Origin of the sequence: Neptunicella plasticusilytica, from assembly GCF_047922965.1 — a bacterium.
Taxonomy (GTDB): domain Bacteria; phylum Pseudomonadota; class Gammaproteobacteria; order Enterobacterales; family Alteromonadaceae; genus Neptunicella; species Neptunicella plasticusilytica.
In genome coordinates, this window is the sequence record NZ_CP150481.1 from 3,073,635 (window position 1) to 3,087,542 (window position 13,908).

The 13,908-nt window shown below is 45.9% G+C and carries 12 protein-coding genes; 5 read left to right on the plus strand and 7 right to left on the minus strand.

Going from position 1 to position 13,908, the window contains the following annotated elements; translation table 11 throughout:
• Positions 1-11: 11 nt before the first annotated feature.
• Genes V1467_RS13780 through V1467_RS13790 form a run of 3 tightly spaced genes read right to left on the minus strand, consistent with a single transcriptional unit; the run spans position 12 to position 3,188 of the window.
• Complete coding sequence (locus V1467_RS13780; RefSeq protein WP_416305554.1) at positions 12-1,157, minus strand: RDD family protein; 1,146 nt, start codon at positions 1,155-1,157, stop codon at positions 12-14.
• 25 nt (positions 1,158-1,182) lie between these two features.
• Positions 1,183-2,352, minus strand: a complete 1,170-nt coding sequence (locus tag V1467_RS13785) for a vWA domain-containing protein (RefSeq protein WP_416305555.1) — start codon at positions 2,350-2,352, stop codon at positions 1,183-1,185.
• Entirely contained in the window at positions 2,352-3,188 is an 837-nt protein-coding gene (locus V1467_RS13790) for an AAA family ATPase (protein WP_416305556.1), read from the minus strand. Before V1467_RS13790 ends, V1467_RS13785 begins: the two co-directional genes overlap by 1 nt.
• 252 nt (positions 3,189-3,440) lie before the next feature.
• Here V1467_RS13790 and cysK point away from each other — a divergent pair, with 252 nt between their 5' ends.
• On the plus strand, positions 3,441-4,406 hold the full coding sequence (gene cysK, locus V1467_RS13795) for a cysteine synthase A (RefSeq protein WP_416305557.1): 966 nt from the start codon (positions 3,441-3,443) through the stop codon (positions 4,404-4,406).
• Between the two features lie 106 nt (positions 4,407-4,512).
• A complete protein-coding gene (locus V1467_RS13800; RefSeq protein WP_416305558.1) occupies positions 4,513-4,959 on the plus strand; it encodes a hypothetical protein in 447 nt (148 codons plus the stop codon).
• Between the two features lie 8 nt (positions 4,960-4,967).
• Here V1467_RS13800 and ggt read toward each other — a convergent pair whose 3' ends face one another.
• Positions 4,968-6,722 (minus strand): gamma-glutamyltransferase, encoded by a 1,755-nt coding sequence (gene ggt / locus V1467_RS13805; protein WP_416305559.1) that lies wholly within the window; start codon positions 6,720-6,722, stop codon positions 4,968-4,970.
• A gap of 92 nt (positions 6,723-6,814) precedes the next feature.
• Positions 6,815-7,579, minus strand: a complete 765-nt coding sequence (locus tag V1467_RS13810) for an enoyl-CoA hydratase (RefSeq protein ID WP_416305560.1) — start codon at positions 7,577-7,579, stop codon at positions 6,815-6,817.
• A gap of 89 nt (positions 7,580-7,668) precedes the next feature.
• Between V1467_RS13810 and rrtA the strand changes: the two genes are divergently transcribed.
• A complete protein-coding gene (rrtA, locus tag V1467_RS13815; RefSeq protein WP_416305561.1) occupies positions 7,669-8,259 on the plus strand; it encodes a rhombosortase in 591 nt (196 codons plus the stop codon).
• A 49-nt stretch (positions 8,260-8,308) separates the two neighbouring features.
• On the opposite strand, the gene V1467_RS13820 is transcribed toward rrtA, so the two are convergent.
• Positions 8,309-10,792 carry a prolyl oligopeptidase family serine peptidase gene (locus V1467_RS13820; protein ID WP_416305562.1) on the minus strand — a complete coding sequence of 828 codons (2,484 nt, stop codon included), beginning with the start codon at positions 10,790-10,792 and terminating at the stop codon, positions 8,309-8,311.
• A gap of 315 nt (positions 10,793-11,107) precedes the next feature.
• On the opposite strand from V1467_RS13820, the gene V1467_RS13825 reads away from it, so the two are divergent.
• Positions 11,108-11,659, plus strand: a complete 552-nt coding sequence (locus tag V1467_RS13825; protein ID WP_416305563.1) for a glutathione peroxidase — start codon at positions 11,108-11,110, stop codon at positions 11,657-11,659.
• A gap of 715 nt (positions 11,660-12,374) precedes the next feature.
• Here V1467_RS13825 and V1467_RS13830 read toward each other — a convergent pair.
• The gene (locus tag V1467_RS13830; RefSeq protein WP_416305564.1) at positions 12,375-12,971 is read right to left on the minus strand and encodes a lysophospholipid acyltransferase family protein; all 597 of its coding nucleotides are present in this window, start codon (positions 12,969-12,971) and stop codon (positions 12,375-12,377) included.
• 86 nt (positions 12,972-13,057) lie between these two features.
• Here V1467_RS13830 and V1467_RS13835 point away from each other — a divergent pair, with 86 nt between their 5' ends.
• On the plus strand, positions 13,058-13,825 hold the full coding sequence (locus tag V1467_RS13835; RefSeq protein ID WP_416305565.1) for an NRDE family protein: 768 nt from the start codon (positions 13,058-13,060) through the stop codon (positions 13,823-13,825).
• The last annotated feature ends 83 nt before the right edge of the window (positions 13,826-13,908 follow it).

Consider the following 13,908-nt stretch of genomic DNA (forward strand, 5'->3'; position numbering starts at 1 on the left):
ACAAAAGGCACCTAAGGTGCCTTTTGTTCAAATCCCTTGTGTTTGGGTAAGTTAGTTTGGATTACCAGGGTTTCGGAAATTTTATCCTGAATTGCCTGACGGTTCGGATCCCAGTAAATCTGTAAGAACCCCAGCAAACCGGTTGCCAGCCCGGCACCATAACCACCGTAACGGCCGAAGCTCTCCCACAAATTCAAACTGTTACCATCAAGCCTGATAACTTTGATCGACAACAGTTTTTTACCTGGAGTCTGTCCTTTCCACCAGGCTGTAAATACTGTGAAATAAAACGCGGACCAACCAAAACCAATGCCTAAATCAGCCGCAAGGGCTTCTAGCCAGGCAATAATACCTGGGTTGGTGGACGGCTCATCTTCGTCATCCGACGATTTTTCATCCTCTGCATCACGGGCAGCCGCTGCAATGGCAAAAGTTTCATCCTGTTTTTTTAACTCATCCGGCCGTAATTGCTGATATTGCTCGCGCATATCGCTCAACAACTCTGCCCTGCTCTGTTTGGACAAATCCCCCGGGAGCTGACGAGTGGTTTCGTCCATCAACTTATAGGCTTTCTGGGCAGGAATACTCAAGCGAGCCAAATCCGCCGTCATATCAGACAACGTGGGCTGCCAACAGGCTTTAGCTGGCGCGCATTCACCTAGCTCAATCTGCTCGCCCTGCTTTTTGATTGACAAGATATATTTCACCGACAATGTTGCCAGCTCCACACCATTAGCGTTGAAGACCTTTTCACCATCACTTTGCATCTGGTTGTCGGGATCCTCTCCGGAAACTTGCTCATGGAGCATATCGAATATCCCCAACGCCACTACAAACAATATCAACGCGACAACAAAGCGCAGTAATTTTCGAGCAAAACCAAAACGTCGGCTTTGCTTTAGTTTATTTCCTGCCCGCCAAAATGCCCAGGCAGATAACCCAGCCAGTACCAAACTATTTAACGAAGTTAGCGAGGTAACCAAGATCAAATCTGTCAGCAACGCAATCCCGCGGCGCATGGGGCTGGCCAAAGGGGTACCAATTAAATCATCCGCCACACCAAATGCATAAGGCGTGACAATTTCACGAATCTCTTTTTGGGTCAAAGATGAATCTACATCAACCTGATTAACACCCAAGTTATCCGTTTCCTGCATATCGCTTTCCTATTGTTATACGTTTTTAGAGTGTCTTGATTGCCTGACTAATGCCTTCCACTGTTAAGGGAAACATGCGTTTTTGCATGAGTTGTTCGATCAATTGAATCGAATGGTAATAGTTCCAGTACTGGGCAGGTTGCGGATTCAGCCACACAGCATGTTCGAAATGATCCAGTAAACGTTGTAACCAAACCGCTCCCGGCTCCTCATTCCAGTGCTCAACACTGCCACCGGCGTAACTGATTTCGTAGGGGCCCATGGTCGCATCACCGACCAAAATCAGTTTGTAGTCTTTACCATATTTATGGATAAGCTCCCACACCGGCAATGATTGCTGGCGTCTGCGTGAATTATCACGCCAGACGCTGTCGTATACGCAATTATGAAAATAAAAATATTCCAGATGTTTAAACTCGCTTTTCACCGCAGAAAATAGTTGTTCGCAGGACTGGATATAACCGTCCATCGAGCCTCCCACATCAAACAACATCAATACTTTGACTGTATTGTGCCGTTCCGGCAGCATTTTAAGATCGAGCAGCCCGGCATTGTTGGCTGTCGCTTCAATGGTGCCAGACATATCCAGTTCCTGTTCAGCACCGGAGCGGGCAAATTGTCTCAATTTACGCAAGGCAATTTTCAGATTGCGCGTGCCGAGCTCTACATCACCTGCAAGATCTTTAAATTCACGTTTGTCCCACACTTTAGCGGCTGAAAACTGGCGATTACCATCCTGACCAATGCGGACACCTTCCGGATTGTAACCTTGTGCGCCAAAAGGCGAAGTGCCACCAGTTCCTACCCATTTATTGCCGCCCTGATGTCGTTTTTGCTGTTCAGCCAGACGTTCCTTCAAGGTATCCATGAGTTTTTGCAAACCACCTAATGCTTTAATTTGCTGCTTTTCCTCGTCACTGAACTGGCGTTCAATCTCCTTGCGCAACCATTCTTCAGGGATATCTTTGCCAAACAGGTCAATCGATTCAACTCCTTCAAAATAGTCGGCAAAAGCTCGATCAAAACGATCATAACGGGTTTCGTCTTTAACCAGACACAAACGCGCCAAATAATAGAACTGCTGCATATCTGCAAACACCAGATGCGATTTCAAAGCCTGCAACAGATCCAGCAGTTCTCTTAATGTGCACCCCACCTGATAGCGGCGCAGGGTAAAGAAAAAATCGACCAGCATTAGCGTCGTGCCATAAACGCCAGTTTTTCAAACAACTGAATATCCTGCTCGTTTTTGAGCAGAGCGCCGTATAAAGGTGGAATACTGTGTTTATGATCTTTACTGCGTAGCACCTCAGGATCGATATCCTGCGCAACTAATAGCTTAATCCAGTCAAGCAATTCCGAAGTTGACGGTTTCTTTTTCAGACCAGGGATATCACGCAAGTTAAAGAAACTTTCCAGCGCCTGGCTAAGTAACTGTTTTTTCAGGTCAGGAAAATGCACATTCACAATTTCAGCCATTTCCTGTTTATCCGGGAACTGAATGTAATGAAAAAAACAACGACGCAAAAACGCGTCCGGCAGCTCTTTTTCATTATTGGAGGTGATAACTACAATAGGCCGCTGAACAGCTTTAACCGTTTGACGGGTCTCATACACATAAAACTCCATCTTATCCAGCTCCTGCAATAAATCGTTGGGAAACTCGATATCGGCCTTGTCGATCTCGTCAATCAGCAAGATTGCCCGTTTGTCGGTTTCAAACGCCTGCCATAATTTTCCCTTAACAATATAGTTGCTTATGTCATGAACTTTTTCTTCGCCCAGTTGCGAATCACGCAAACGCGATACCGCGTCATATTCATACAGTCCCTGGTGGGCTTTGGTGGTGGATTTAATGTGCCATTGAATCAACTCGGCATCCAACGCATTAGCCAGTTCTTCGGCCAGCATGGTTTTACCTGTTCCCGGTTCACCTTTAATCAATAAAGGACGTTGCAGTTCGATGGCTGCGTTCACCGCTAGCTGCAACTCGTCACTGGCGATATAATTTTGAGTTCCGCAAAATGACATACAAGAGTTTCCTATTCTGTGATAACCAACCCGGGCTTCCCCCAAGTCTTCGAGATTCAATGCCTTTACATTTTTAGTAAGTTAAAACAATATCATATATCGAAAAAGCAGTTTGTTTTTGATTAACGCGTGTTTATCGTTGAAGGTTATCAGGGCAAGGTCCCGATTATGACAGATACAAACACTAATTAGACCTATACTTAGCATTCATCAATGGTCTTATGTCATCAATAAAAAAAGCAAGGAAAATCCATGCAAGTATTCGAAGATAATTCCCTATCTATTGGTAATACACCATTAGTCAAATTGAACCGCGTCACCTCTGGCAATGTTTTTGCCAAAATTGAATCCCGCAATCCGAGCGGCAGTGTAAAATGCCGGATCGGCGCGAATATGATTTGGGATGCCGAAAAACGTGGTGTATTAACCAAAGACAAAGAATTGGTTGAACCCACCAGTGGCAATACCGGCATTGCGCTGGCTTTTGTTGCTGCATCAAGAGGTTATCCACTTACACTGACCATGCCTTCTACCATGAGTCTTGAACGTCGCAAGTTGTTAAAAGCACTGGGGGCCAATATTGTGCTGACTGAAGGCCCAAAAGGTATGAAAGGTGCCATCGCTAAAGCTCAGGAGATCGTCGATTCAGATCCGGATAAATATGTACTGCTGGGTCAGTTCGACAATCAGGCAAATCCCGAAATTCACGAAAAAACCACAGGTCCGGAAATCTGGAACGCTACAGAAGGCAAAGTCGATATTTTTGTTGCCGGTGTAGGTACCGGTGGCACCATTACCGGTGTCGCCCGTTACCTGAAAAAGACTCAAGGCAAAGCGGTGCAATGTGTTGCCGTCGAGCCGACTGATTCGCCGGTTATCACCCAAGCTAAAGCCGGTCAGGAACTCACCCCCGGACCGCATAAAATCCAGGGTATAGGCGCAGGTTTCATTCCCGGCAACCTGGATTTGGATTTGGTTGACTCTGTCGAGCAGGTCACTAATGACGAAGCGATGGAAATGGCCCATCAGTTAATGAAACAGGAAGGCATCCTCGCCGGTATTTCGTCCGGAGCTGCTGTAGTAGTGGCCAAACGTCTGGCCGAGTTACCGGAAAATAGCGCTAAAAATATCGTAGTGGTATTGCCCAGCTCAGCTGAACGTTATCTCAGCAGCCCACTATTTGCAGGGCAATTTACTGACGCCGAACTGGAACAGTAATCCTTAGTCGGGATGGAATGCTATGCCTTTCCATCCCGCGACTTTACAAAATTATCTAATCATCGCAGACTAAAGACCCGTTAACAGATCAGGTTTTAGCCTTACCATGATTGAAAGAATGACCCGCTTTATCACCATCCTCGGTGCAATATTTTTGCTCGCTGGCTGTTTTGATGCCATTGAAGAACAAACCACTATTGACGGTACTCCGGAAGATGCCGTACTGAATTTTTTCGAAGCAGTCTATAACAAACGGGATATAGATCAGGTGCTTTATCTGTCTTCGGCACGCATGAAAAGACTCGTCAAATCCTATGCCGCTATCAGTAATGTACAACGCCATTTACTTAACTTGTCTTATGATAAAGTCAATATTGCGCTAGACACCGGCAACAGTAAGTTACGTACCCAGTTCTCCAAAAACTCGAGGATATCGGTGTTTTTCAGTGGCACCTATTTTGACGATAAAATTGAAGAATTGCGTATCGCTACCATGATCAAAGAAGACGGTAAATGGCGGGTAGATCGGGTAGAAGCCGGAGGTTTTTATTAGGGCCTGAACTACTCGGTCACCACAACCCCTTCACGGCGCGGATCCGCGCCGCCAGTCAATACACCATAATGCAACTGGATACCGTGCAGACCACTGTTCAAATGTGTTAATCGCACTTTGTGTCCCATCGCTTCCAATGGTGCCTGCAAACTTTCCAGCGCAGTCCCGGATTCGAGCTCTGTGTAACGGTTGCGATTGACCACCTTAGGCAAGTTAATCGCCTGCTGTACATCCATGCCCCAATCCAGAATAGCGATTAAACTTTGCGCCACATAATCGATGATACTGCTACCACCAGGTGAACCAATCAACAATGTCGGTTGCCCCTGCTTATCAAGCACTATAGTTGGCGCCATTGAACTGCGCGGGCGTTTACCCGGCTCAATCCGGTTTAACAGCCAATGCTCCCCGTTTTTAGGATTAGTGGCAAAATCTGTCATCTGGTTATTCAGCAAGAATCCACCCACCATCACTCCGGAGCCAAAGCCCATTTCGATACTGCTGGTCATCGACAGGACGTTGCCTTCCTTGTCCACGATAGAGAAGTGACTGGTATTAGGTATTTCATAGGAATTATCCAGACCCAATGCAGAAGGTGGATAAGGTTGTCCGGGTTTAGCCCACCCCATATCCTTTAACGGATTAATTTTCTCAGCCCGGCGATGCAAATAACTTCGATTGATCAGAGCGGCAAAAGGTAAATGGGTAAAGTCAGTATCGGCCATGTACATATCGCGATCGGCGTAGGCCAACCGCGATGCCTGGGTAAACAAGTGCACCGCTTCTTTGCTGTTTGGGGCAAAGTCCTGCATATTTTGCTCTTCCAGCATCAGCATAATCTGCAAAACGGTTAAACCACCGGAACTAGGAGGCCCCATACCGCATATAGTCACCTGTTTGTAATCACCGCATGCTGGCGGACGTTCCAACGCCCGATAATTTTCCAAATCAGCAAGTTCCAGCGAACCGGGGTTGATTTGTGACTGTTGTACCGCTTCAACGATTGCTTCCGCCAAAGGACCTTTATAAAAATAGTCGGCGCCCTGTTTAGCGATACCCAGCAAGGATTCGGCCAGTGATTTATTCAGTAGCATCTGACCTGCTTTGAGCGGCTTACCCAGCGGATAAAAATACAACTTGGCCGGGGTCATTTTTTTGAGTCCGGGATGGATTTCCTGGCTCAGTAAACTGGCCAGCCGCGGAGACACACGAAAGCCGGTCTCGGCCAGTTGCGCCGCGTCATAAAATAAACTGCTCCAGGACAATTTGCCGTACTTTTTATGCACCAGTTCAAGCATTCTAAGCACGCCAGGTACACCTACCGCACGACCGCCCTGAACCGCATCTTGCCAGGGAGCAACTTTGCCGTACTTGTCGGTAAACAGATAGGCGTTGACTTTTCGAGGAGCGGTTTCCCGGCCATCAAAACTGTGTAAGGTGGCGGTTTTCTTATCCCAATACAACATAAAGGCACCACCACCGAGACCGGATGACTGCGGTTCCACCAAAGTAAGCGCAGCCTGCATGGCAATGGCGGCGTCAATGGCACTCCCTCCTTGCTTTAGTATTTTTTTGCCGATCCAGGCGGCGTAAGGATTGGCCACACTGATCATGTATTCTTTACCCGTCAGTGCCTGTTTGGCCTGATAACCGGTATTGGCTTCCGGTTCACGATCCTGGGCCTGAATTTGTCCAGCTACCTGAACTGAAACCAATAACAGTAACAGCCATAGCGACTTCAGTTTAATCCTATTTTCCTGCATTGAAATTCGACTCCTGCCTAACCAAATTTGACCTGTGGAATGATGTTCTGACTAATATTGTCAACAACGACATGTCGTTATGCCAAAAATGCTCAATTATATTTAGTTGGATCGGGCTGGCGTTTTTGCAAAAACGCGCTGAACGCTTCCTTTGCCGCCTCGCTCTCCAACTGTTGAAGAAAAACGTCCAGTTCCTCATCCATATGGATGATTACTGCATCCTTATCAGACTTCATCAACGCTTTGGTATGGAGCATGGCCTGATGCGGTTTACTGACCAGTTTGTCCAATACTTGCGTGATATGTCCGTCTAATTCTGCGCTTTCCAACACCTGGCTGACTAGCCCAAAAGATTCTGCCTGCTGAGCGTCAAAAGGTTCACCCAGCATCAACCATTGTGCCGCTTTGCGATGACCGGCCAGACGCGGCAAAATATAACTGGCGGCATATTCCGGTACTAACGCCAGATTGATAAAAGGCAATATAAACTGCGTTTCTTTAGCACAGTAGACCAAATCACAATGTAACAACATAGTGGTGCCAATACCGACGGCTAAGCCATGTACCTGAGCCACAACAGGTTTTGAGCAGTTCATCAGGGCACGCATAAAACTGACTGTCTTGCCGATATCCAGATGTTCGCTGGCAGTAGCAAAGTCAGCTAAATCATTGCCGGCAGTAAAACAATCCCCTTCCCCTTTGATGAGGATAGCTCTGATGCTTTTGTCTTGTTCTGCGTCGATAAGCGCATCAGCCATTTGCTGATACATCGCAAAGGTCAGTGAGTTTTTCCTGTCGATTCTATTCATACTGATTGTCAGACAATGATTGTGCTGCACTAGCTTGATATGTGACATGGGATCCTCATCGCTACTAGGTGAACTAGATTTTGTTAGTTATCATACTGTATTAACTGAAAAATTTCCGGACTAGATGGAGTAAATCATTGAGTTTAGCTCTGAACAGACGCCAAATCAGCGGCCCGTTAGCAATATTAATTATTTCATTCTGCCTATACGCCTTCGGCAACGTGGCTAATCAATGGTTTGGCTATGATCGGGTCTTGGTTGAACAACATCAATACTGGCGATTAATAACCGGAAATTTATTGCATACCAATTTATATCATCTGTTGCTCAACGCCTCCGGGTTATTACTATTGTGGGCACTGCATGGTGAATATTACCGCACCTTGCACTACTTGGCGTTGTTCACTTTTTGTGGCGTTATCTGTACCTCGGGCATTTATTTATTTGCCGAAGACCTGCGCTGGTACGTGGGTCTTTCCGGAATATTACATGGTTTGCTGGTTTGGGGAGCCTGTCAGGATATTCAACACAGACTCAAATCCGGTTGGCTGTTGCTGTTGGTGGTCTGGATCAAAATAGCCTACGAGCAATTTGTTGGCCCCAATGCCGAGCTGGCCAAGCTGATAGAAGCCAATATCGCCACCGACGCGCATTTGTTTGGTGCCTGCGGCGGCTTATTGTGGGTGGTGTTGGCTCTTCTAAATAGCAGGCAAATGGTAAAAAGTTAAACAGATCTGGATATCAAGGATATCCTTGATATCCAGATCACAATCAGGGTTACAACTCCCGTTCAAACAGCTTATAAATTCGCTTGTATTCATCCAGCCAGGAGCTGGGCTGAACAAAACCGTGAGACTCCACCGGGAATAGCGCCGTTTCAAAATTATCCTTGTGTAATTCAATTAAACGCTGCACCAGCCGCACGGTATCGACAAAAAACACATTACTGTCGACCATGGGTGCGTTGATCAACAACGGCTTTTGTAACCCCTCGGCAAAATAGATCGGTGAACTGCGCTCATAGGCGATAGGATCCACATCCGGCATATTCAGAATGTTGGACGTATAGCCATGATTGTAATGGGCCCAGTCCGACACCGGTCGGAGGGCAGCACCAGCCTGAAACAGATCCGGTTGAGTAAATAACGACATATAGGTCATAAACCCGCCATAAGATCCGCCATAAGTACCAATACGCTGACGATCGACGTTAGCATTATCGACCAGCCAATTAACTCCGTCGCGCATATCTTCTACTTCCGGCTTACCCATATGACGATATATCGCGGTGCGCCAGTCACGGCCATAACCCCGGGAAGCACGATAATCCATATCCATTACCACATAGCCTTGCTGGGCTAACAGGCTATGAAACATAAATTCATGGAAATAACCCGACCAGCCCAAGTGGGAATTTTGCAAATAGCCGGCACCATGCGTAAACATTACCGCTTTTTTTGGTTGACCCTGTTTGACGTCCTGCGGGTAATACACCCGTGCATAAATAGGTTGAGATGTATGACTGGAGGGCACCGGCACAATGTCCGGTACCGTCCAGGGCAGTGCCATAAACGCATCGCTGACGGTATGAGTCAGGCGGTTAACTTTGGCGCCGGGACGAGCATTTTGCAGATAGAGTTCAGGTGGCAAACTTAACTTGGAATGGGTAAGCAACAGTTTGCTTTCATCCGGACTTAACTGATATTCGGTCATGCCACCTAAATCAGTGAGTTTCTCGCTTTGTCCTGTTTGTAACGACACCCGATAAACTTCATAAATACCCGGATGAGAGGTATTGGCCTGATAGTAGATAAACTGGTCATCATTGGTCAGGCTAAGATTATCGACTTCAAAGTTTCCCTGCACCAGGGCTTTTGCCTCTTGACCTGGTACTTGAGTATATAAATTAGCGTAACCGGATTTTTCCGACAGGTAATATAAAGTTGCACTGTTGTTTAGCCAGCCAAAGCTGTTAAAACGATAATTGATCCAGGCGTCGTCATGCAAACGTTCCTGACTGACCAAGGTTTTGTTATTTAAATCGACCGTCGCCAACCAACGATCCTTGTTGTCCCACGCTTCGAGCATCACAGCAACCTGATTACCTGACGCTTGCCATTGAATCGCACTGCCATCCCAATACCAGTCTGCCAGCAGAGCAATATCTCTGGGCAACCGGTTAATCTGGTAGGTTTGCCCTTTACGCTTGGCATTTTCCTGTTTTACACTGGCTAACACATCCTCGTTATAACCGGGCAAGGCGCTATAAGACAGTTCTTTAGCACTATGCTGCTGTAAATCCAGCAACCATAACTGATGATTAAGTGGCTTGGCATCGGCGACGCGTTGACGGGCCGGTAGCGCTTTAATCCGACCATCTTCATTGACATAACTGGGCATAATATCGCCCTCGTCAGCCGCTTGCCGCTCGGCTTCAACGGCCAGCAACAACCATTTTCCATTCGGGGACAAACTGGCCTCAACGGTTTCCAGATCCTTAGGCAGATAAAATGGATCGCTGGTCAGGCTGCTATTTTGCTGCTGCAGTTGGCGTTGATAATCGAAGTAGGCTTGCCGATCAGCCCGTTTGTCAGCAATAACCTGAATCAACTTCTGTTGTTGCTCAGCTATATAATCCGCCGGCTTGTCCAGTGCTTGTGGCTTGTCTTTAAATTCCCAAGCGGCAAGCAATTCAACCAAACCATTGACGGGATCAAGGGCAAATATTTGGTCATCCGATTGATAACTCAATCGGCCATCGAGCATAAAGGCCAAATTTTGCGCATCAATATTACCCTTGCTCAGTTGGCGAACCTGACCACCGGGCAAATCTTTGATAAATAAGTTACCTTCAAACTGCCACGCAGAATGTTTGCCATCCGCGCTGACCACCCGGGCATCATAGGCTTGTTGGTGCATAGTGGTTAACGGAACCAGCTCACCGTTTCCCTGCTGGTTAAGTGATTTATGCCACAAATCCTCGATGGGTTGCCCCTGACGTTTACGCAGATAATAAATACCCTCACTATTGTCAGACCAATATGCTTGTTCCGGCTGTCTGCCCAACCAGTCTGGGTCGGCCATAATTTGTTCAAGTGTGATTTGGCCATCTGAAGGCGATACCATTTGCGGAGCCTTAATCGTTTTGACCGGTTCGCGCACCTGCTCGACTACAGATTGAGTCTGCTGGCTGGTTGAAGAACAGGACAGTAGCGAAGTCGATACCATCGTCACCAGCAATAATTGTCTCGTTTTATGCATCTTAGCGTTATATCTTGAATGGGTAGGTGCGCCTATTTAACGTAAAATGTACTGTTTTGGCAAATTCGAACGGCAATTTGGTTGGCTAATCCGGATTGCGGATAACCGAGCTAATCATTAAGTTTTATGATTGTTGGCCTGGTCGGGAAAGAAATTCCATTGTTATCCTGTCTACTAGGACGATTTACAACGTAATTTAGCGCAAGCTGGTATTAACACTAAATAGAGTAATATTAGACAGACTTAGCGTTGTAACAAACACAACAGCAATCCCAACAATATGGCAATAGCACAATGCACAATTAGGAGAACAGAATGAAAAAGTTTTTTTTAGTTATAAGCCTGCTGGCTACCAGTACCACAGCGTTGGCTGAATGCCCTGACGTGCTCAAGTTCGTCAAGCGTAAGCTCAATTCGCAAGAAACTGTCAACCTGTGTGAAACCTATGCCGGCAAGACGCTGCTGATCGTAAACACCGCCAGCTACTGCGGTTTTACTCCACAGTTTGAAGGACTTGAAGCGCTATATGCGAAATATAAAGACAAAGGCTTTAGTGTGCTGGGGTTTCCTTCCCATGATTTTAATCAGGAAGACAAGGACGAAGGTAAAACAGCTGAATTATGTGAACTGACTTATGGCGTCAAATTTCCTATGTTTGAGCCTATTGCAGTGCGTGGCGATGATGTTGATCCTCTATACCGGATGCTAGCAGAAAAATCGGGCACCACACCCAAATGGAATTTCTATAAATATCTGATCGATGCCAACGGTGAAGTCGTCGAATCCTATGGTTCCAGAACCAAACCGCAAGATAAGGACTTTATTGCCACTTTGGAAAAGACCCTGGCGAAACAACCGCAAAGTTGATCCCATAAAAAAGCGCCGGCTAACGGCGCTCAATATTGCTGCAGTTTATTATGTTCAATTTATACTGCTGCTCAAGTTGTATAAATTATATTTTCCTTGCCGAATTCCGTTGTTGGATGTCAGAGATAAACTGACAACGAACAGATGGCAACCACCATTAGATAAAACCCTATCCTTAAAAAAGTTCTCATAACCTTCTCCTTGTTGATCCTCCCGAGCCAGATTCAATTGAATTTATTTCGGGAGGGCAAGAAGTCTAAGATATTTAGTGGCTTTTGTCAGGGGAAGCGTCAATAAACACTATGATGGCCTACAATTTGGGTGGTTCTAAAAATTCACTTGGCTAATCAGCCACTAACGAATAACGTTTAATTTAGCAAAAACAGAAGTAAGGCATTTTTGTAAAGATATACGGACAATTCAGGGTAAAACAGGTTGTTTTTTTGTTTAATTATTCGTCACTTCACGTCAAATCACGAATAAATTACTTAATTTACGCCTAGGCACCGTAATTCCATATCATCAGTAAATAACCTGAGTTCAGGTGACATAAAAAAATCCCGCCGGGGAGGCGGGATAATATACACTCAACTTGGAACACACTTTAGCTGCAATTACTAACTGCATGAATTTAGTCCACAGGCGATTTAATTAGTTCAAAAGTTTTTCGTGTTTGCGTAAAAAAAGTGTTAAGACACTGGTTTAAATGAATATTTTAACTGTTGTCCGGGTACTTCCCGGGTATTTTTGCGTAAAAATTTCTGACTTTTTGCATCTCTGCGTCAAGATCATCACTCACCGCCATACAGGGTCCAAACCCGATTACCTTGCGGGAAAAGTCAAAATAAATCAGCAATAGAGGCACATCAGCACGATTGGCGATTTGCAAAAAACCACTTTTCCAGTAATCAACTTTACTGCGCGTCCCCTCTGGCGCCATTGCCAACGCCATATATTCTGACTGGGCGAATCGGTCGCCCAATTGGGCGACCAGGCCGTGGGAGCGGGAACGTTCAATAGGTATCCCGCCCAATTTCTTTAGCAAACCGCCAAAAGGCCAGACAAAAATACTGTGTTTACCCAAAAACGACCACTTCAGACGCAGGGCAAACACCGCCGCCATGCCAACCACAAAATCCCAGTTTGAGGTATGCGGCGCAACGGCAGCGACGAATTTCTTGTGCTGTGGATATTCGCCCTCAAAGCTCCATCCCATCATTTGTAGTACTTTCCTTCCTATCCACTGGCTGACAGTGTTCCCCATCCGCGGTACGTCGGCTGGAATATTCAATAATTCAGGTTTGTTAGGCATAGATTAGCTAGCTATATTTGCAGGTTTAATAAAATCAGGATGGCTGATACTGTCGTAAGCTATTGATAATGTCTAGTTGCGTTTTTATGTGTATATTATTTGTCGCTATCGACCAACATCAGGATTACCCGCTGATTATCGCCGCCAATCGGGATGAATTTCATCACCGTCCAACGGCTGCCAGTCATTTTTGGCCTAATCATCCCACAATGCTAGCCGGAAAGGATTTACAAGCCGGAGGTAGCTGGATGGCGGTAAATCAAAATGGTCGTTTTGCCGCGCTAACAAATATCCGCAACCCACTACATAACGACCCTGCACGTACCAGCCGAGGGCAGCTGGTGACTGATTATGTTGCCGGCTATCACTCCAGTGAGGTTTATCATCACCAAATCCAACGCAGTGCAGATCAATACAATGGCTACAATTTACTATTTGGCCCGTGGGATAAACTTAACCATTACAATAACCTCAATAACGAATGGCATCCGTTAATTAAAGGCGTTTATGGATTATCCAACGCCAGCCTTAATAGTCCTTGGCCTAAATTAAACACCGGAGTCGCCGTTTTGAAGGAATATTGTCAACGCCATTCACCGCTGGATGTCGAGGCACTTTTTACGTTACTCAAGGATCAAACTCAAGCCGATAACGTGCTATTACCGGACACCGGGGTCAGTAAAGAACTGGAAAAACAGCTGTCGTCGATTTTTATTCAAGGCCAACAATATGGAACCCGCAGTTCCACCATTTTAACCGTGAATAGCAAGCAGAATTTACGCTGGCAAGAACGGATTTTCGATCCTCAAGCCCAGATACGCCAGGAAGTCATATTTAATTTCAAATTATGCTGAAAAAGCGCTGATTTTATTATTATAATGCCGCTGCATTGTTGAGCATTGCATTGACACTTTTATTGCTAATTTTACTGACTGAG

Coding starts and splice junctions, on each gene's coding strand:
- V1467_RS13780 (WP_416305554.1), bottom strand. CDS start 1,157: ATGCAGGAAACGGATAACTTGGGTGTTAATCAGGTTGATGTAGATTCA.
- V1467_RS13785 (WP_416305555.1), bottom strand. CDS start 2,352: ATGCTGGTCGATTTTTTCTTTACCCTGCGCCGCTATCAGGTGGGGTGC.
- V1467_RS13790 (WP_416305556.1), bottom strand. CDS start 3,188: ATGTCATTTTGCGGAACTCAAAATTATATCGCCAGTGACGAGTTGCAG.
- cysK (WP_416305557.1), top strand. CDS start 3,441: ATGCAAGTATTCGAAGATAATTCCCTATCTATTGGTAATACACCATTA.
- V1467_RS13800 (WP_416305558.1), top strand. CDS start 4,513: ATGATTGAAAGAATGACCCGCTTTATCACCATCCTCGGTGCAATATTT.
- ggt (WP_416305559.1), bottom strand. CDS start 6,722: ATGCAGGAAAATAGGATTAAACTGAAGTCGCTATGGCTGTTACTGTTA.
- V1467_RS13810 (WP_416305560.1), bottom strand. CDS start 7,579: ATGTCACATATCAAGCTAGTGCAGCACAATCATTGTCTGACAATCAGT.
- V1467_RS13820 (WP_416305562.1), bottom strand. CDS start 10,792: ATGCATAAAACGAGACAATTATTGCTGGTGACGATGGTATCGACTTCG.
- V1467_RS13825 (WP_416305563.1), top strand. CDS start 11,108: ATGAAAAAGTTTTTTTTAGTTATAAGCCTGCTGGCTACCAGTACCACA.
- V1467_RS13830 (WP_416305564.1), bottom strand. CDS start 12,971: ATGCCTAACAAACCTGAATTATTGAATATTCCAGCCGACGTACCGCGG.
- V1467_RS13835 (WP_416305565.1), top strand. CDS start 13,058: ATGTGTATATTATTTGTCGCTATCGACCAACATCAGGATTACCCGCTG.